Source organism: Sphingomonas sp. TX0543, from assembly GCF_048565505.1.
Lineage (GTDB): Bacteria > Pseudomonadota > Alphaproteobacteria > Sphingomonadales > Sphingomonadaceae > Sphingomonas.
In genome coordinates this window covers 2,629,738-2,647,726 of the sequence record NZ_JBLZUS010000002.1, presented here as the reverse complement: position 1 = coordinate 2,647,726, position 17,989 = coordinate 2,629,738, and the positions used below count along the sequence as shown (strand labels likewise).

Genomic DNA, 17,989 nt, shown 5'->3' with positions numbered 1-17,989 from the left:
TCAGATCTCGAAATTTATCATCTTGGCCATGATGAATGCGCCGATGCTCATCCAGACCATGGCGCCGCCACCGGCGATCATCAGCCGTTGGTCGATGAAGAAATTCGCCATGTAAGACTGGTTTACCATCCAGATCAGGCCGAAGACGATGAAGGGGAGGGAACCGATGATGTAGGCGGAAGCCTTCGATTCCGAAGACATCGCCTTGATCTTCAGTTTCATCTGGCCGCGCTGGCGCAAAACGGTGGCGAGGTTCTGTAGCGTTTCCGCCAGATTGCCGCCGGTTTCGCGCTGGATCGCGATCGTGATGCAGAAGAACTGGAATTCCGGCGTGCCGATTCGATCGGCGGTTTCCTGAAGCGCAACGTCCATTGAGCGTCCGATTTTCATCTTGTCGGAAACGATGCGGAATTCCTCGCCCACCGGCCCCGGCACCTCGGCCGCGACGACGGACATTGTCTCCGTGATGGGGAGGCCGGAGCGCAGACCGCGCACGAGCAGCTCGATGGCATCCGGGAATTTGATATTGAACTTGTTGAGCCGGCGTTTGATGAAGAAGCCCACCACCAGATGTGGAATTCCCGCGCCCACGCCGATGCCCACCATCAGCGCAAGCAGCAGTGGCAGCCCTTTCAACGTGAGCAGCATGACGATGACTGCGAAGATACCGAGCGTCGCCATGCCATATTGGCCGACCGTCCAGGACTTGCCGGTTCGCTGCAGACGCTTTTTCAGTTCGGCGGGCTTGGGCAGGAAGCGCATCGCCGCCTGATCCGCCTTGGTCGTATTCTTGCCGGTGATGCGACGCATCTGCGCTTCCACCGCCATCAGCGGCGAGGTGGAGTGCCGTTCGCGCAATGCGGACAGCCGACGGCCGCTGGCCCGTGCTGCGGATGGCCCGGCGAAGGCGAACGCGATCATGCCGATCACGATCAGCGCGCCCAGCGCAAGCATGGCAATCGGCATCAACGGCATCGTGGCTTCATCCGTTCGTGTTCAGGTGCCGCGCGGGATTGCGCACGGCCGCGCTCACTTCGCTTTCGCTGCGGCCGGTTTCTTGGGCAGAAGCGATTTAAAATCGGTGAACCGCCCGATCAGCGATCCGCCCTTGGGCTTCTTGCCGGTGACGGGCTCCGCCGCGCCGGCATCTCCGGTCAGGCAAAGCTGGCGGGCGAGTTCCACGAGCGGCGCGATCGTCTTGGAGCTCTTGCCCGCCTCCGCGATCGGCTTGCCGAGCTTTGCTGCCTGCGCGGCGAGCTTCTGATCGAACGGCACGACAAAATCGATCTTGCGCTCGATCGAGCCTTCGAAATCCTTGCGCGAGATTTCAAGCTGCTGCCCGGCATGGACGCGGTTTGCGATCACCAGCGTGCTCATGTGCGGCGCGTTTGATTTCAACCAGGAAAGGATGCGGATCGTATCGCGCGCGGCCGCGAGCGTCAGTTCGGCGACGATAACCGCGCATTGCATATCGCTGACCAGATGGGGGTGCGCGACCAGCATATTGCGCGGCAGATCGACCACCGTGCATTCGAACGCCGCGCGCATCTCTTCCTGCAGCTGATAGAAAGCGCTTCCATCGGTGACGATCGGCGAATTGATCGGCGCCTCTGCGGACAGCACGGACAGTTTGTCGGAGGCGCGAACCATGGCGCGCTCGATGAACAGACCGTCGATGCGGCTCGGATTTTCGATTGCGTCGGTCAGCCCGCGGCCCGGCTCCAGATCGAGCGCGAGCGCCCCGGTGCCGAAATGGACGTCGAGATCGAGCATCGCGGTCGTCCGCTGTTCCTTCTCGCTCATCAGCCACGCGAGCGATGTCGCCACGGTGGATGCGCCAGTACCGCCGCGCGTGCCGATCACGGCAACCGCGTAATGCGGCCGATCGGCCGCGCCATCGGTTGCCTTGGGCGCGTTGAGTATTGTCTGCGCGTGGGTGAAGGCGTCCCGCAGCGCATCGGGGCTGAGCGGCTTCAGCAGGTAATCCTGAATCCCGCTCGCCACCAGATCGCGATACAGCCGCACGTCGTTGACCTGGCCCGACGCGATCACGATCGTTCCCGGCTCGCAAACCTCGGCCAGCGAATTGATATCGCTGAGCGGGTCACCCGATTCGGCGAGGTCGACGAACAGGATCTGCGGACTGGCGGACACGGAAAGGGACTGGACCGCATTTCGCAGGCCGCCCTTGTTCACCTTGTCTGCCGCCCAGCCCATTTCGGTGGCGATCGGGCGAATCGCCTCGGCGGTCGTGTCGTCGCAGACGTAGGCGACGAACGGTTCGCGATGGGCGACGCCGGCGGGTTTCCACGGAGCGTTCATCTTACTTGTTCCCCGTTTTTTCGGTCTTCAGCGTCGTGCCGCCGTTCCCGGTTGGCGCGGCCTTGCGGTATTCGGTGATCGCGCGCGTGCCGGTCGCGGCGTCATAGACCTGCGTGCCCGGTTCGCCGCGCACCAGATCGGTGGGATTGGCAACCATCGCGGCGAGGTTCGAGTTGATCGAGCAGCCCTGGTTGGACGACGTGTTGCTCTCGAATTCCGGCTGGCGCGTACGCGAGAAATCGGGGCAGTTGGGCACGCGCGCCCGCGCCCGGCTGACCACTATGCGTATCGTGCCAGGCGCGATCGGCGCACCGGTGACTGGCGCGCCATCGGTCACCAGCAGGCCGAACCTGGCGGCGGCGCGCGCCACTGCGGATCGCGCCGCAGGGCCCGTACCGGCCGGATCGTCGATGGAAACCTCATCGCCATAGCCGAGACGGAGCGACGTCATCCACCCGGCGAGGCGCTGTTCCTCGCCCGGCGCGAGGCCATAGGCGCCGGCGCCGACATCGAAGCTGTAGTCCGTACGACTGACGACGGGCTGATGAACGGATTCGAGCCCGCGGTTCTTGGTGCCGCTGCATCCGCCGAGCATGAGGGCGGGAACAACGGCGAGGAGCAGGGTGCGCTTGACCATGATCGTGTCCTCGGATTGGCGGGTCAATTGAACGAGAAGCCGGGGGCCGGCGTGGCGGCCGGTGCGGCCTTGTCTTTCGGCTTCGTCGCGGCCTTGCGATCAGCCTCGTCGCGGCGGGGCTCGGGCGCAGGCACCGGGGATACCGGGGCGGCGACGCCCACGGATGGCTGCGCGGGCGGGCCGGCCTCCATCGTCGGCTTGGGCCGCTGGCCGCCGTTAGTGCCGCCACCAAGCTGGCCGAACAGCACGCGATCCAGATCGGTCGGAGCCTTGTAGCCGTCGGTCGGCAGAACGATGTCGTTCGCGTTGACCGGCTTCACGAGATAGGGCGTGATGACGATCACGAGCTCGGTTTCGTTGCGCTGGAACCCGTTCGAGCGGAACAGCGCGCCCAGCACCGGCAGGTCGCCGATGCCCGGAGTCTTGTCGATCGAGTTGTTGTGCGAATTCTGGAGCAGGCCGGCGATCATGAAGCTCTGGCCGGAGCCAAGCTCCACGGTCGTTTCCGCGCGGCGTGTCGTGATGCCGGGGATCGTGGTGCCGTTGAAGGTGATCGCCGTGTCCGAGGACAGCTGCGACACTTCTGGGCGCACGCGCAGGCTGATGCGACCGTCGGCGAGCACCGTCGGCGTATAGGCGATGCTGACGCCATATTGCTTGTATTCGATCGAAACGGCGCCGAGGCCCTGTGCGATCGGGATCGGAATCTCGCCGCCCGCCAGGAAGGTGCCGGTTTCGCCAGAGAGCGCCGTCAGGTTGGGATTGGCGAGTGTCGATACCTGCCCGATCCGTTCGCCCAGATCGAGCGCCTGAAGCACGTCAAGCCCGAACAGCTTGCCCGCAAAGCCAAGCGTCGTGCGCTCCGTTCCCTGCGTGAACGAATATTGGCTGCCGGAATTTGGATAGACGAAATTGCCGGTGCGCGGATCGAACGGCAACGACAGCGTACCCGCCGGCAACCCGAATTTCGACGAGGCGTCGATCATCGGCAGGCCGGTGGTGTTGAAGTTCGAGATCGTGCCCGGCGAACGGCCCGACAGAACGCCGAAGCCGAAGCCCGACGTCGTATCGCGCGTCAGGATGTTCGAGCCGATATTCTTGATGAAGCTGCGGCTAACCTCGGCGAATTTCACCTGCAGGTTCACCTGCAAGGGCGTGGCGGTGCGCAGGCGGCTGACAACCTTCGTGCCTTCGCCGACGAAGGCCGTGACGAGGCGCTCGGCCTCGGCGCTGTCGTCCGGCTGGGCGACCGTGCCCGTCAGCAGGACGACACCATTCATCGTCGTCGCGGTGATCGCGGCCTCCGGCATCGCGAGCTTGAGCATCTGGCCGAGCGAATCATAGTTGTTGCCGACACGGATCGTGGCTGAATAGACGACACCGCCGCCCTTCGAGGTCGCCGAAACGGTCGTTTCACCGGCCTTCTTGCCGAAGATATAGAGCTGGGTCGGCGAGCGAACCTGGACGTCGGCGATTTCCGAATTGGCCACGAACAGATCGCTCATCGGCCGTGCCAGCGTCACCAGCCGGCCGCGGTTTGTGGCAAGCTGCACGACGGACGAGCCGGTCGACGGCGCCGACTGTGCCAGCGTGGCAACCGGGGTCGCAGTGACTGCCGCGGCTGCCAGGGCGATCGCCAGCGGCGCGCCGATTGGCATGGAGCGAATACGCATCTCAGTTCTTCCCCCCGACCGGTACTTCGGTCACAGTGTTGCCGCGCGCGATCCGCACCATCGGACCGGTTGACGGCGCCCCTCCCGGAAAATTGGCCGGAGCCGCGCCCTGTGGTGCGGTTTCGGCTGCCTTGCCCGGCACGGTGCGACGCTGAAACCGCGACACGTCCGCGCCGACGGAGAAGCTCGCATCGCCGCTCTGCGGCTGGCTGGCGAGCTTCACCAGAAATGTCTTTTCCGCCTTCGGATCGCCATTGGCGGGCACCTTCACCGCGCCGGATGCGATTGCTGAGTCGAGCTGGGCCTGGTTGTCCGCGATCGAGCGCAGCGACAGCGATAGCGAGCCGACCGTCTGGGCGACCGCAATCTCTTCCGCGATTTTCGGTGTCGCTTCGATCGTGACGGTGGAGAAGGTATGCACGATGGTGTTGCCCTTCTCGTCCTTCTCGTCGGTCGTGCGCTGATCGGTCGCCAGCACGCGCAGGTTGCGCATGATGGTTTCGGATGTCCTGAGCGGCGGGCCGTCGCCGCCACCGGTCACGGTCTGCGTCAGCAACAGGTCGATGCGGTCGCCGGGAAAGATGAAGCCGGCAACCGACGTCTGCGTCGAGACGGGCACCGTCACTGCGCGCATACCCGGCCCGAGCGCCGCGGCCAGAAATCCGCGATCGCCAGGCTTCACCAGCGCGCCCTGCGTGATCGGCTGACCGGCAGTGATCGCGTTGCGCACCACGGTGCCGACGACGCTCTTCATGTCGAAGCCCGCGCCTTCCTGGAAATAGGCGCCTTCGACCAGTTCCTTCGGCCATGGCTGGAATTTTACCGCGGCAGGATCGATGATCGTGCCGATGGGCAGCGCACGCACCGCGACGAGCACTTTCGGCCCGTCAATATGCGCGGGCGCGTTCATAGCGGCCGCCTGAGGCGCGGAGCTTCCCGCGATCAGGGTGCGCGCGAAGAATGCGGTGATGGCGGCGACGAGCAGCGCGCCCACCAACAATACAACCTTCCGAGTGTCCATGATTCAACGTGCCTTTCAAGCGTCCGCCAGGCCGGGTGTTATCCGGCTATGATTACGCAAACTGGTTAAGAAGGGGTTCGCGAAGAACCACGAGGGCGCCGACGACGATCGCCACGCCGTACGGGACCTCAAGAATCTTTCCGCTTTTCCGTATCTTGTGATCGATCAGCATGATGATCGTGAGCGCGCCACCGGCGAGCGACATCACGAGCAGCATCTGCAACAGCGGCGTCAGCGGCAGCCACAGCGCAAGCGCGCCGATCAGCTTTACGTCGCCGCCGCCCATCTGGCCGAAGTAAAACGCCACGCAGAACAGCGCGAACACCGCGAGCGCCATGGCCAGCTGGATCGCCATGCCCGGCCACACGGGGATCCCGATTGCGATCCACCACAAGGGCGCGAGCAACGCGATCGTCGCGTTCTTCCAGTTGGCGATCTCGCGCGTGCGCGCGTCCTGGATGCCGGCTGAAAGCAGCAGGATCAGGAGCAGCGCGGGGAGCGCCCAGTGAAGAACGGTCGATACCATGCCGACACGCACTAGACGGAATGGCTTTCCAAACCGTAACCATGCCCGATGACCATCGCATCGCCCATCCGCCGCGAGATTCCGGCCGGCGCCTCGATTACGCAATGGGCTGCCGGCGATGGGTGGCTGATCCGCCGGTTCGACTGGCCGGCGGATGGCGCCCCGCGCGGTGCGATCCTGTTTCAGGGCGGGCGCGGCGATGTGTTCGAGAAGTATCTGGAAACCTTCGCGCACTGGCACCAGGCAGGCTGGACGGTCGCGTCGTTCGACTGGCGCGGGCAGGGTGGCTCCGGAAGGCTTTCGCCCGATCCGCGCGTCGGCCATGCGACCGATTTCGCGCCGTGGATCGCTGATCTTGCCGCCGTCTGGCGAGATTGGAATGTGCCCGGCCCGCGTGTCATCATGGGCCATTCGATGGGCGGCTATCTCGTGCTTCGCGCGCTGGTGGAGCGGGCGGTGAGCCCGGCGGCAGCGGTGCTGGTCGCGCCGATGCTTGGGCTGAGCGCGCCGGTCGGGCCGTGGCTTGGCGAAAAGGTGGCGCGGCTGATGTGTCGGCTCGGGAACCCGGCGCGCGCGGCGTGGAAGGGGCATGAGCGGCCCGGCGCGCGGCTCGACCGGCAGAAACTGTTGACCCACGATCCCTCCCGTTATGACGACGAGGCGTTCTGGTATGCGCAGAAGCCCGAGATTCAGCTTGGCCCGCCGAGCTGGGCATGGCTGGCCGAGGCCTTTGCGGGCACGCGCGCGCTGGAGGCCGATCCGCGCCTCCCGCGCATGACCACGCCGACGATGGTGCTGGTCGCTGAGGCCGATGCGCTGGTCGATGCGCGCGCCGCGTTGCGTATCGCCACGAAACTGCCGGTTGCCGAGGTGATGCGCTTCGGCGCCGAATCCGCGCACGAGATCCTGCGCGAGGCCGATCCGATCCGCGATCGGGCGCTTGCGGCGATTGACCGTTTCCTCGATTCGCACGCGCAATGAAATACGATATCGCGATCGTCGGGGCCGGGATCGCCGGTGCCTCCCTTGCCGCGGCGATCGGGGATCGCGCGCGGGTTCTGATTCTGGAGGCGGAAGCGGTGGCGGGCTATCATGCCACCGGGCGATCGGCTGCCTTCTGGTCGGAAACCTATGGCGGCCCCGGCATCCAGCCGCTGACGACGCTGTCCGGTGCCGCGCTCGCGGCGGGAGGATTTCTGGAGCCGCTCGGCTCGCTGCATATCGGACAGGCGCGGGACGCGGCCAGCGCGGATGCCTTTATCGCAGACTTCGATAATTCCGGTGTCGAACTCGTAAGGGTCGATCCGGCGGCGCATATTCCGGGCCTTCGGAAGGGCTGGACGATCGGCGTGCTGGAGCCGACCTGCGCCTATATCGACGTGGCCGGGCTGCACGCCGACATGCTGGCGCGCGCGCGGAAGGCGGGAACGATACTTGCGCTGAACAGCGCCTTGCATGCCGCCACCCGTGAGGGGGGCCGGTGGAAGATCTCAACCGCCGGCGGCGCCTTTGAAGCCGATGTGTTGGTGAACGCGGCGGGGGCGTGGGCGGATGATGTCGCGCGGATCGCCGGCGTCGCGCCGCTCGGCATCCAGCCCTATCGCCGCACCCTCGTGCAGCTTCTCACCGATCCGCCGGTGCCGATGCGCCTGCCGCATGTCGCGCATCTAGGTGGCGACTTCTATTTCAAGCCGGAGGCGGGCGGTCGGCTATGGCTGTCCCCGCACGATGAAACGCCGGTCCCGGCCAGCGACGTCCAGCCGGAGGAACTGGACGTGGCGATCGCAATCGACCGGCTGGAGCAGGCGGTCGACTGGCGCGTCGTTCAGGTCGAGCGCAAATGGGCGGGTCTGCGCAGTTTCGCGCCTGACCGGTTGCCGCTCTATGGGGCCGCTAGCGATGCACCCGGCTTCTTCTGGTTCGCGGGGCAGGGCGGTTTCGGTATCCAGACCGCGCCCGCCGCTGCGGAGATCGGCGCGGCGCTGTTGCTGGGAGACGCGCCGCCTGCGGGGATCGACATCTCCCGCTATTCGCCCGCGCGGTTCATGAATAGATTTGCCTGATCATTGGACTGTGACGGGTGTAAACAGGGCACAGGCGCACGATCAGCCACGACGCGCCTGGCATCACGGACGAAGAGGAATAGTCGCGTGACGGATGGGTAAGCTCTAGCGGCTGCCCCGTCCCGCCGCGATCGCCGCATCACTGGCAAGCTTGTCGGCGCGCTCGTTTTCGGGATGGCCGGCGTGACCCTTGACCCATTCCCAGTCGATCCGGTGGCGTTTGGCGGCGGCAAGCAGAGCCTGCCACAGTTCGGCATTCTTGACCGGCTTCTTGTCTGCGGTGCGCCAGCCGTTGCGCTGCCAGCCGTGAATCCATTTGGTCAGACCGTCCATGACGTACCGGCTGTCGGTGAAGAGGCGGACATGGCAGGGCTTGGTGAGCGCGTTGAGCGCCTCGATCGCGGCGGTCAGTTCCATCCGATTGTTGGTGGTGGCCGGATCGCCGCCCGACAATTCCTTCTCCCGCGGCCCCATGCGCAGCACAACGCCCCATCCGCCGGGGCCGGGATTGCCCTTGCATGCGCCATCGGTGAACGCCTCGACCTGCGGCATCTCGTTCATCCGACGCGTGCCGCCAGCGCGGGATCATAATGGTGCAGGCGGCGCATGTAAGCGAGCGGATCCTTGCGCATCACCAGCGCGTCGGGCGGGGTGTTCAGCCAGTCCCACGCGCGTGACAGTGCGAAGCGGACACATGCGCCCGACGCGAGCGTCGGAAACTGCGCGCGTTCCACGTCGCTCAGCGGAAAGTGCCGCCCGTAACCCGCGATCAGCGCATCGCCCACCTTGTCGTCGTAATTCCGGCCGTGCGCATCGAAGCACCAGGCGCTGTGCATCACGGCAAGATCGTAGGCACGAATGTCGGTGCAGGCGAAATAGAAGTCGATCAGGCTGGTAACGGTATCGCCCAGCATCAGCACGTTATCGGGGAACAGATCGGCGTGAATCGCGATCCGATCGAACCCGTCGCGCGGCCATCTCGCTTCCACCTTGTCCAGCGCAGCGGCGAGATCGTCGTGCATGCCGGGCGCGATCTGATCCAGGCTTCGCCCGCAACGCTCGAAGAGCGGCCGCCAGCTATCCACCCCCATCGAATTCTCCCGTGTTTGCGGGAAGTCCGCCACCGCACGGTGCATCTCGCCCATTGCGTTGCCAGCAGCGAGCGCCTGCGCGGGGGTGGGATGAGAAAGCGAGACACCGGGCATGAAGCGGATCAGGCAAGCCGGGCGCCCCGCCAGTTCCTGGATCTCGACCCCCGCGCGATCCTTGATCGCGGGCGGCACGGGCAGGCCCTTGGCGTCGAGGTGATCGAGCAGTGCGATGAAGAACGGCAGATCGTGTGCCGCGACGCGCTTTTCGTAGAGTGTCAGGATGAATCGGTCGCGGGTCGTTTCGACGAGGAAATTGGAATTTTCCACGCCCTCGGCGATCCCCTTGGCCGAAACCAGTTCGCCTACGTCATAGCGCTTGAGGAACTCGGTCAGCGCTTCGGCGGATACCTGGGTGTACACCGCCATATCAGCGCGCGCGCCGTTGCTGACCGTTGTGGAAAACGCGCGTCATTCTTCCCCCTCGTTCGCAACGCCTGCAGCGCGGCAATGCCAGCCTCAGGCCGCCGTTTCCAGCCCGCGCGGCAGCTTGAACGAGATCGATTCCTGCGTCGTTTCCACCTCACTTTCGTTGACGGTGAAACGGGTGGCGAGAAGATCGACCAGTTCGCGCACGAGAAGCTCGGGTGCCGAGGCGCCGGCGGTCAGCCCGAGCGTCCGGATGCCATCCAGAAACGCCCAGTCGAGATCGGCGGCGCGCTGGATCAGCGCGGCGCGCACACCTTCGCGCTGCGCCACTTCCACGAGCCGCATCGAATTGGACGAATTTGGCGCGCCGATCACCAGCATCGCATCGCATTTTGCGGCGATCGCCTTCACGGCGGCCTGCCGGTTGGAGGTGGCGTAGCAGATATCCTCGCCGCGCGGCCCTTGTATCGACGGGAAACGACGCTGGAGCGTGCTGACGATCTCCGCCGTATCGTCCACCGAGAGCGTCGTCTGGGTAAGGAACGCCAGGTTATCGGGATCGGCGGGAGACAGCGCCTCGGCGTCCTTGACGTCCTCCACCAGCGTCATCGCCCCCTCGGGCACCTGGCCGAACGTGCCGATTACCTCGGGATGGCCGGCGTGCCCCACGAAGACGATGTGCCGCCCGGCCTCCACCAGCCGCTCGGCCTGACGATGCACCTTGCTCACCAGCGGGCAGGTGGCGTCCAGATATGCCAGGCCGCGCGCCTCGGCATTGGCGGGCACCGATTTCGGCACGCCATGCGCGGAAAAGACCACGGGTGCGCCGTCCGGCACCTCGGTCAGCTCCTCGACGAAGACCGCGCCGCGCTGCTTCAGGCTGTCGACGACGAACTTGTTATGGACGATCTCATGCCGGACGTAGACCGGCGCGCCGTGCTTCTCGATCGCCAGTTCCACGATGCGGATCGCGCGGTCCACCCCGGCGCAGAAACCACGCGGGGCAGCGATCACCAGGTCGAGCACGGGCTTTTCGGACATGCGGCGGCCTTTACGGGGGCGAGCGCCGATCGGCAACCTCAAGCGGGGCGGAAGGTGAGTGCGACGCCGTTCATGCAATAGCGCTTGCCGGTCGGTTTCGGACCGTCGTCGAACACGTGGCCGAGATGCCCGCCACAGCGCCGGCAATGAACTTCGGTCCGGCTCATGCCAAGCGTGGTATCGTTGCGCGTCCGCACCGCATTTGCGATCGGCGCCCAGAAGCTTGGCCACCCCGTGCCGCTGTCAAATTTCGTCCGCGCGTCGAAAGCGGGCAGCGCGCAGCCGGCGCACAGGAATTGGCCCGGGCGATGCTCGTTATTGAGCGGACTGGTGAAGGGTCGCTCGGTGCCTTCCCGCCGAAGCACCTGATAGGCGGCCGGGGAGAGGCGCGCTTTCCACTGCGCGTCGGTGAGATTCACCTCGAACCGTTCCGGCGCGGCATCGGCCGACGTCGCGCGACACGCCGCGACGATCGAGCCCATGGCGCCAATGGCAAACAGACCGAACATCGCCTCACGTCGATCGGGCGTCATCATTGGGGCATCTCCACTGTTCCCGGCAGATAGGATATAACGCTTGTTGCGGACGATTTCATCGCCCCGCCGCGCGGCGCTTGATCGAGGATAGGGCGATTGACCGGAACGGAGTGTCGCGCGGAAGGGTTTCAGCGCCATGACGTTCCAGCAACTCGATCCGCCGATCCCGCTGCATGTGATCGATAAGGGCGCTGGTTTTGCCATCGCAGTCATCGATTACGGGCAGGAGCATAACCTCATCTGGGTCACCGCCATCAACGACACCGGAGAAATCTGGTGCGCACCCAACCCGCAGGTTCGCATGCAGGGCAACTGGACGATGGGCAGGGCGCGGCCACCCGCCGTGGGGCGTGCTGGGGACTGTTCGGGAAACAATAGCGTGGGGCAGGCGGAAGCCGGCGAAAAACCGAACTGACTCGGCAGCGGTGTTTCCGCGTGTTAGGCGTGCCTGCCATGCAGGACAGTTCTTCGCCCGCCACGTTGATCGCCACGATGGCTACCGAGGCGCGTGCAGCGTCGGCCATCCTCGCCCAGCTTGATACGGACGCTCGCCGTGCCGGACTTCGTGCGGCTGCCGGTGCCTTGCGGGATGCCGCCTCGGATATTCTCGCGGCAAACGCGATCGACATCGAACGTGGCGCTGCCAACGGATTGACGGCCGCGTTGCTCGATCGGTTGCGGCTGGATGAAGCGCGCATATCCGCGATGGCTGATGGTGTCGCGACGGTGGCCACGCTGGCTGATCCGGTCGGCGCGGCGATCGACGAAACGGTGCGTCCCAATGGTCTCGTGCTGCGCCGGATCCGCGTGCCGATCGGTGTGATCGGTATCATCTACGAAAGCCGTCCGAACGTGACGGCGGACGCGGCGGCGCTGTGCGTGATGTCAGGGAATGCGGTGCTGCTGCGTGGCGGATCGGAAGCGGTGGAGAGTAACGCGGCGATCCACCGTGCTTTCCTGGCGGGCCTTGCGGCGGCTGGCGTGCCGACCGGTGCCGTCCAGCGCATCGAGACAACCGATCGCGCGCTGGTCGGCGCGATGCTGGCGGCGGACGGGCTGATCGATCTGATCGTGCCGCGCGGGGGGAAGAGCCTCGTCGCGCGCGTGCAGGCCGAAGCTCGCGTGCCGGTGCTCGCGCATCTTGACGGTATCAATCACGTATTCGTCCATGCCTCGGCCGATCCCGCGATGGCCGAGCGGATCGTGCTGGACGCGAAGATGCGGCGCACCGGGGTGTGCGGCGCGATGGAAACGCTCCTGATCGATGCGAGTTACCCTGGCTCGGCGGCACTGATTGCGGCGCTGGTGGCGACGGGCTGCGAGGTGCGCGGCGATGCTCGCGCGGTAGCGATCGCGCCGGGCGTCGTGGCGGCGCACGACGAGGATTGGGATACCGAATATCTCGATGCGATCGCCTCGGTCGCGGTGGTCGATGGGCTCGATGGCGCGCTCGCGCATATCGCCCGGCACGGATCGCATCACACCGATGCGATAGTCGCGACCGACGAAAGCGTCGGCCGCCGCTTTCTGAATGAGGTCGATTCGGCGATCGTGCTGTGGAACGCTTCCACGCAATTCGCGGATGGTGGCGAGTTCGGCTTGGGCGCGGAGATCGGCATCGCCACCGGGCGACTGCACGCGCGCGGTCCCGTCGCGCTGGAGGGGCTTACCACCTACAAATGGATCGGCTTTGGCAACGGACAGGTGCGGGGATAAGCCCCGGCGTAGATAGCGCGCTTGTCAGCAGGGCCGTTCCGGCACTATCATGCGATACGAGCCATAAAAGAACGCGGGACTTGCTATCGCCAGAAGGGGACGGGATATGGTGCCACTACACAAGCGTTGCGTTGCCGAAACATTCGGAACCTTCTGGCTGGTGTTCGGGGGCTGCGGCAGCGCTGTGCTCGCCGCCGCGTTCCCTGCCGTCGGCATCGGGCTGGCAGGCGTATCACTCGCGTTCGGGCTTACCGTTCTGACGATGGCTTATTCGATCGGGCATATCTCCGGTTGTCACCTCAATCCCGCGGTTACGGTCGGGTTATGGGTCGGCAAGCGTTTTCCGGCGCGTGATATCCTTCCCTATATCATCGCGCAGCTTGTCGGCGCGATCGTGGCGGCGGCGCTGCTGTGGTGCATCGCCAGCGGCAAGGCCGGCTATACGCTGGCGCCCAACGGGCTTGCGGTGAACGGCTATGGCGATCAATCGCCCGGCGGCTATGGCCTCCACTCCGGCCTCATCATGGAAGTGGTGATGACGTTCGGCTTCCTCACGATCATCATGGGCGCGACGGATACGCGCGCACCATCCGGCTTCGCGCCGATCGCGATCGGCCTGGGGCTCACGCTGATCCACCTCATCAGCATTCCGGTGACGAACACGTCGGTCAATCCTGCGCGCAGCACCGGCCCCGCCCTGTTCGTCGGCGGGCTGGCGTTGCAGCAGCTCTGGCTGTTCTGGGTCGCGCCGATCGCCGGCGCGGTGCTGGCGGGACTGAGCTATCGCGTGCTGGCCGGTGATCCGCCGCCCGCGCCGCCGATCGTCGGCGAGCCGCTCTGAGGATGCGGGTTGACCGGCTGCGGTGCGGCGTTTGATCCGCACCGGTCTTCTCGGCGGGTCGTTCAACCCGGCACACAAGGGTCATCGCGGCATCAGCCTCGCGGCGATCCGAGCGCTGGGGCTGGACGAGATGTGGTGGCTGGTTTCGCCAGGCAATCCGCTGAAGCCGGCGGAGGGGATGGCGCCGCTCGCGGCACGCCTCGCCTCCGCCCGCAAAATGGCGCGCCACGCGCCGGTCAGGCCGACCGATATCGAGGCTCGGCTGGGCACTCGCTACACCGTCGATACGCTCGCGGCGCTGGTGCGGCGCTATCCGCAACGGCGCTTCATCTGGGTTATGGGGGCCGACAATCTCGCCCAGTTCCACCGCTGGCGCGACTGGCGGCGGATCGCGCGCACGGTTCCGATTGCGGTAATCGCGCGGCCGGGGTATGATGGCCCTGCCCATGCGGCTCCCGCGATGGGCTGGCTACGGCGCTTCCAGAGGCCCGTGAGCCAGGCGAGGAACTGGAGCGAGTGGAGTGTACCGGCCCTGGTGCTGTTGCGTTTCCGTCCCGACCCGACTTCCGCGACGCAGCTTCGTGCTGCCGACCCGTCCTGGCATCGTCGATTCGCAGACGCCCGCGCCAAACCTTTTGCCCAGGAGTAAACTTGCCCGCATCCGCCAACGCCTATCGATCGCCCGACGCAGACAGTGTTGCGGTGCTCCATAAGCTCGTGCTCGACAGCCTTGATGACGATCAGGCGGTCGATATGGTCTCCATCCCGCTCGCCGGGAAATCCTCCATCGCCGATCATATGGTCATCGCGTCCGGTCGCTCGACCCGTCAGGTCGCGTCGATGGCGTCGAAGCTCGCCGAGAAGATCAAGGGCAAGACCGGCCAGTCGCCCCGGATCGAGGGATTGCCGACCGCTGACTGGGTGCTGATCGACGCGGGCGACGTGATCGTCCACCTGTTCCGCCCGGAGGTGCGCACCTTCTACAATCTGGAGCGCATGTGGTCGTTCGGGGATGCGCCGCCGCCCGGGAACGCCTGAGCTGCTGCTGCATATCGTCGCGCGCGGCCGGATCGGCCGCTCGCCCGAGTCCGAGCTGGTCGATCGCTATCTCAAGCGGATCGCGTGGCCGACGAAGGTGACCGAGCTGCCCGACAGCGGCGGGCGCATACCGGATGCGGCGCCGCAAACGCGCCGCGTGTTGCTGGACGAGCGTGGCGAGGTGATGGGGTCGCTCGCCTTCGCGACACTGATCGGGCGCTGGCGCGATGATGGTGTGCGCGAGGCGCGTTTCATGATCGGCGCCGCGGACGGGTTCGATGAAGCCGCGCGCGCGGACGCCGATCTGCTCCTTTCGTTCGGCCGCGCCACCTGGCCGCACATGCTGGCGCGCGCGATGCTGGCCGAACAATTGTTTCGCGCCACCGCGATCCTTGCAAATCACCCCTATCACCGCGAAGGTTGAGGCGATGAGGGGCAGGGGGGCAATGCTGATCGCGCTGGCGGCAATGCTGCTCGCCGGTCCGGCACCGGCGGAGGTGGATTCGCTTGCCGCCGCTCGTGCACGTCTGAAACAGGCGCGTGCCGCCGCGGATGTCGCCGCTGGCAACGCCGCCGATCTCGATCGGCGGGCCGGGGCGGAGCGTGACGCTTCGGCGCGCTATCGGATGGAGGAGCAGGCCGTCGTCGCCCGCATCCGCCGCGCAGAGGCTGATTTCTCCGCGGCGCAGGCGCGGGTAGCGATCGTTGCGCGCCTCCAGCAGCAGCAGCGCGACGAACTGGCTCAGCGGCAGGAGCCGGTCGCGCGGCTGCTCGCCGGGCTTGCTTCGTTGGCGGGACGCCCGGCGATCGTCGCGGTCGCGCAGCCGGGATCGATTGCGGACATGGTGCATCTGCGCGCGGCGCTCGCAACGACGCTGCCGGTGATCGATGCGCGCACCGCCGATCTTCGCGCCTCGCTCGCCGAATCGCGCCGGCTCGAGGCGGCTGCGGCGGCGGCGGCGCGGGAATTGCGCGAAGGCAGGGCGAATCTGGTAGCCGAACGTGGGCGGCTGGCCGCGCTGCGCGACCGCCATGACAGCGCGGCGGCCCAATTCGATCGTGGCGCGCGCGCCGCATCCGATCGCGCGATCGCGATGGGGGAGGAAGCACGCGATCTGGTCGATCGGATGGCGGCGATCGGCGATGAGAACAAGACGCGCGCCGAACTCGCGCGTCTGCCGGGGCCGCCGGCGACCGATCCGGCGCCCGCTGGCGCGCCGCCGCCCTATCGGTTGCCGGTCATCGGCCGTCTGGTGACCGGGCTTGGCGAGATTTCGGACAATGGCGTGCGCGCACGCGGGCTGACGCTGGCAGTGGCGCCGGGCGCGACGCTCGCTGCGCCCGCAGCCGGCCATGTTATCTATGCGCGGCCGTTTCGCGCTTACGGCGGCACCGTTATCATCGATCATGGCGCCGGCTGGAGCACGCTCGTCACCGGGCTGGGCGCGATCGCGGTGAAGCGGGGGCAGGCGATCGCCGCCGGCCAGTCGATCGGCCGCGCAGGCACGGGCGAGGAGCCGCGCGTGACGGTGGAGCTGCGCCGGCGCGATCAGCCGGTCGATATCACCGCACTGATCGGCTGATCGCAATCGCGCCGTGTCGCTCAGCCGTCGTTAAGACGTGCTGGCGCTTTGCTCGGTGAACGATATGGGGCTAGGATCGCGAGGCCTTTCTCGTCAGGACGTCCAGATGAAGTTCAAGCTGCTCCAGGCCACTGCTCTTGTTGCCACGATCGCGCTCGTTCCGGTCGCGACCGGCGCGATGGCGGCGGTCGATACCGACACGTACAGGCAGATGGACAAGTTCCTCGACGTCTATAACCGGGTGAAGGCGGATTACGTCGACAAGGTGACCGACGAGCAGCTGATCCGCGGCGCGATCGACGGGATGCTCGCTTCGCTCGATCCGCATTCTTCATACGTGGACGGGCGCGATTTCGACAATCTCAAGATCCAGACGGAGGGCAATTACGGCGGCCTCGGCCTGTCTGTCACGATGGAGGACGGCGCGGTGAAGGTGATCGCGCCGCAGGAGGATACGCCGGCGGGCAAGGCCGGGATCAAGCCGGACGACTACATCACCCATATCGATGGCAAGCTGCTTTACGGCGGCACGCTGGACGAGGCGGTGGCGCAGATGCGTGGCAAGCCCGGAACGAAGATCACGCTCACGATCGTCCGCCCCGGCCGCGACAAGCCGTTCGATGTCACGCTGGCGCGCGAGGTGATCGTCCAGCGACCGGTCAAATGGCAGATCAAGGGTGATGTCGGCTATATCGACATCAACACGTTCTCCGAAACGACAGGCGCCGATACGCGTGCGGCGCTGATGGCGATCGACAAGGCGCTGGGGCATCGCCCGCTCGGTTATGTCGTCGATCTGCGCTCCAACGGCGGTGGATTGCTGACGCAGGCGATCGAGGTTTCCGATGCGTTCCTGGATCATGGCGAGATCGTCTCGCAGCGCGGCCGCGACCCGCGCGAGAACCAGCGTTACTTCGCAAAGCCCGGCGATGACGCGCATGGCCTGCCTGTCATCATCCTCACCGATTCCGGCACGGCGAGCGCCAGCGAGATCGTCGCGGGCGCGCTCCAGGATCATCATCGCGCGCTGGTGATGGGCGAGCGGACCTTCGGCAAGGGATCGGTGCAGACGCTGTTACCACTCGGCCCGACCACCGCCCTCCGCCTCACCACCGCGCGTTATTTCACGCCCTCGGGCCGTTCGGTGCAGGAGGGGGGGATCGAGCCGGATATCGCCGTGCCGCAGCTCTCCGATCCCGATTACAAGGCACGCCCGGTGTTCCGCGAGGCCGATCTGCGCCGTCATCTCATCAACGAGGTAAAGTCGGACAACAAGGTGCTGGAGGAGGACACGAAGGAGGATCCGCGCTTCTCGATGACCCCCGATCAACTCAAGAAAGAGGGCATCGGCGACTTCCAGCTCTGGTATGCGCTCAAGGCAGTGGCGCGGCTCGGCGGCCCGGCGCAGGTTGCCGCCGTCACGGCCGCTTTGAAGAAAGACGTGAAGGATATCAAGGAAGTACCCGCCAAGTGAA

At 66.0% G+C, this 17,989-nt stretch carries 20 protein-coding genes; 10 read left to right on the top strand and 10 right to left on the bottom strand.

Annotated elements, in window-relative coordinates; genetic code table 11:
• Genes ACM61V_RS13325 through ACM61V_RS13300 form a run of 6 tightly spaced genes read right to left on the bottom strand, consistent with a single transcriptional unit; the run spans position 1 to position 6,179 of the window.
• Complete coding sequence (locus ACM61V_RS13325) at positions 1–975, bottom strand: type II secretion system F family protein (protein WP_137787606.1); 975 nt, start codon at positions 973–975, stop codon at positions 1–3.
• Positions 976–1,029: 54 nt separating this feature from the next.
• On the bottom strand, positions 1,030–2,322 hold the full coding sequence (locus tag ACM61V_RS13320; RefSeq protein WP_137787605.1) for a pilus assembly protein CpaE: 1,293 nt from the start codon (positions 2,320–2,322) through the stop codon (positions 1,030–1,032).
• Position 2,323: 1 nt separating this feature from the next.
• Positions 2,324–2,959 carry a CpaD family pilus assembly protein gene (locus ACM61V_RS13315; RefSeq protein ID WP_137787604.1) on the bottom strand — a complete coding sequence of 212 codons (636 nt, stop codon included), beginning with the start codon at positions 2,957–2,959 and terminating at the stop codon, positions 2,324–2,326.
• Positions 2,960–2,982: 23 nt separating this feature from the next.
• Positions 2,983–4,632 (bottom strand): type II and III secretion system protein family protein, encoded by a 1,650-nt coding sequence (locus ACM61V_RS13310; RefSeq protein ID WP_137787603.1) that lies wholly within the window; start codon positions 4,630–4,632, stop codon positions 2,983–2,985.
• Between the two features lies 1 nt (position 4,633).
• On the bottom strand, positions 4,634–5,653 hold the full coding sequence (gene cpaB / locus ACM61V_RS13305) for a Flp pilus assembly protein CpaB (RefSeq protein WP_137787602.1): 1,020 nt from the start codon (positions 5,651–5,653) through the stop codon (positions 4,634–4,636).
• Positions 5,654–5,705: 52 nt separating this feature from the next.
• Positions 5,706–6,179 carry an A24 family peptidase gene (locus tag ACM61V_RS13300; RefSeq protein WP_137787601.1) on the bottom strand — a complete coding sequence of 158 codons (474 nt, stop codon included), beginning with the start codon at positions 6,177–6,179 and terminating at the stop codon, positions 5,706–5,708.
• 48 nt (positions 6,180–6,227) lie between these two features.
• Between ACM61V_RS13300 and ACM61V_RS13295 the strand changes: the two genes are divergently transcribed.
• Both ACM61V_RS13295 and ACM61V_RS13290 read left to right on the top strand, forming a co-directional pair.
• On the top strand, positions 6,228–7,160 hold the full coding sequence (locus ACM61V_RS13295; RefSeq protein ID WP_137787600.1) for an alpha/beta fold hydrolase: 933 nt from the start codon (positions 6,228–6,230) through the stop codon (positions 7,158–7,160).
• Positions 7,157–8,242 (top strand): NAD(P)/FAD-dependent oxidoreductase, encoded by a 1,086-nt coding sequence (locus ACM61V_RS13290; protein ID WP_137787599.1) that lies wholly within the window; start codon positions 7,157–7,159, stop codon positions 8,240–8,242. The genes ACM61V_RS13295 and ACM61V_RS13290 overlap by 4 nt, the downstream gene beginning before the upstream one ends.
• A 105-nt stretch (positions 8,243–8,347) precedes the next feature.
• On the opposite strand, the gene rnhA is transcribed toward ACM61V_RS13290, so the two are convergent.
• The 4 genes from rnhA to msrB all read right to left on the bottom strand — a co-directional run bounded on the left by rnhA (position 8,348) and on the right by msrB (position 11,333).
• Positions 8,348–8,803: a ribonuclease HI gene (gene rnhA / locus ACM61V_RS13285; RefSeq protein ID WP_137787598.1), complete on the bottom strand. Its 456-nt coding sequence runs from the start codon at positions 8,801–8,803 to the stop codon at positions 8,348–8,350.
• Positions 8,800–9,759: a homoserine kinase gene (gene thrB / locus ACM61V_RS13280; protein WP_137787597.1), complete on the bottom strand. Its 960-nt coding sequence runs from the start codon at positions 9,757–9,759 to the stop codon at positions 8,800–8,802. Before thrB ends, rnhA begins: the two co-directional genes overlap by 4 nt.
• A gap of 90 nt (positions 9,760–9,849) precedes the next feature.
• Positions 9,850–10,800, bottom strand: coding sequence for a 4-hydroxy-3-methylbut-2-enyl diphosphate reductase (gene ispH, locus ACM61V_RS13275; RefSeq protein WP_137787596.1), 951 nt, complete (start codon positions 10,798–10,800; stop codon positions 9,850–9,852).
• A 38-nt stretch (positions 10,801–10,838) separates the two neighbouring features.
• On the bottom strand, positions 10,839–11,333 hold the full coding sequence (gene msrB / locus ACM61V_RS13270; RefSeq protein WP_137787688.1) for a peptide-methionine (R)-S-oxide reductase MsrB: 495 nt from the start codon (positions 11,331–11,333) through the stop codon (positions 10,839–10,841).
• Between the two features lie 139 nt (positions 11,334–11,472).
• Here msrB and ACM61V_RS13265 point away from each other — a divergent pair, with 139 nt between their 5' ends.
• The 8 genes from ACM61V_RS13265 (at position 11,473) to ACM61V_RS13230 (ending at position 17,988) form a co-directional block, all read left to right on the top strand.
• Positions 11,473–11,751, top strand: coding sequence for a hypothetical protein (locus tag ACM61V_RS13265; RefSeq protein ID WP_137787595.1), 279 nt, complete (start codon positions 11,473–11,475; stop codon positions 11,749–11,751).
• A gap of 38 nt (positions 11,752–11,789) precedes the next feature.
• A complete protein-coding gene (locus tag ACM61V_RS13260; RefSeq protein WP_137787594.1) occupies positions 11,790–13,052 on the top strand; it encodes a glutamate-5-semialdehyde dehydrogenase in 1,263 nt (420 codons plus the stop codon).
• A 106-nt stretch (positions 13,053–13,158) separates the two neighbouring features.
• Complete coding sequence (gene aqpZ, locus ACM61V_RS13255) at positions 13,159–13,893, top strand: aquaporin Z (protein ID WP_137787593.1); 735 nt, start codon at positions 13,159–13,161, stop codon at positions 13,891–13,893.
• A gap of 31 nt (positions 13,894–13,924) precedes the next feature.
• Positions 13,925–14,542, top strand: a complete 618-nt coding sequence (locus ACM61V_RS13250) for a nicotinate-nucleotide adenylyltransferase (protein WP_171007631.1) — start codon at positions 13,925–13,927, stop codon at positions 14,540–14,542.
• A 2-nt stretch (positions 14,543–14,544) separates the two neighbouring features.
• On the top strand, positions 14,545–14,931 hold the full coding sequence (gene rsfS, locus ACM61V_RS13245; protein WP_137787592.1) for a ribosome silencing factor: 387 nt from the start codon (positions 14,545–14,547) through the stop codon (positions 14,929–14,931).
• Position 14,932: 1 nt separating this feature from the next.
• Positions 14,933–15,355: a 23S rRNA (pseudouridine(1915)-N(3))-methyltransferase RlmH gene (locus tag ACM61V_RS13240; RefSeq protein WP_137787686.1), complete on the top strand. Its 423-nt coding sequence runs from the start codon at positions 14,933–14,935 to the stop codon at positions 15,353–15,355.
• A gap of 4 nt (positions 15,356–15,359) precedes the next feature.
• Positions 15,360–16,514, top strand: a complete 1,155-nt coding sequence (locus ACM61V_RS13235) for a murein hydrolase activator EnvC family protein (RefSeq protein WP_137787591.1) — start codon at positions 15,360–15,362, stop codon at positions 16,512–16,514.
• 106 nt (positions 16,515–16,620) lie between these two features.
• The gene (locus tag ACM61V_RS13230) at positions 16,621–17,988 is read left to right on the top strand and encodes a S41 family peptidase (protein WP_137787590.1); all 1,368 of its coding nucleotides are present in this window, start codon (positions 16,621–16,623) and stop codon (positions 17,986–17,988) included.
• The last annotated feature ends 1 nt before the right edge of the window (position 17,989 follow it).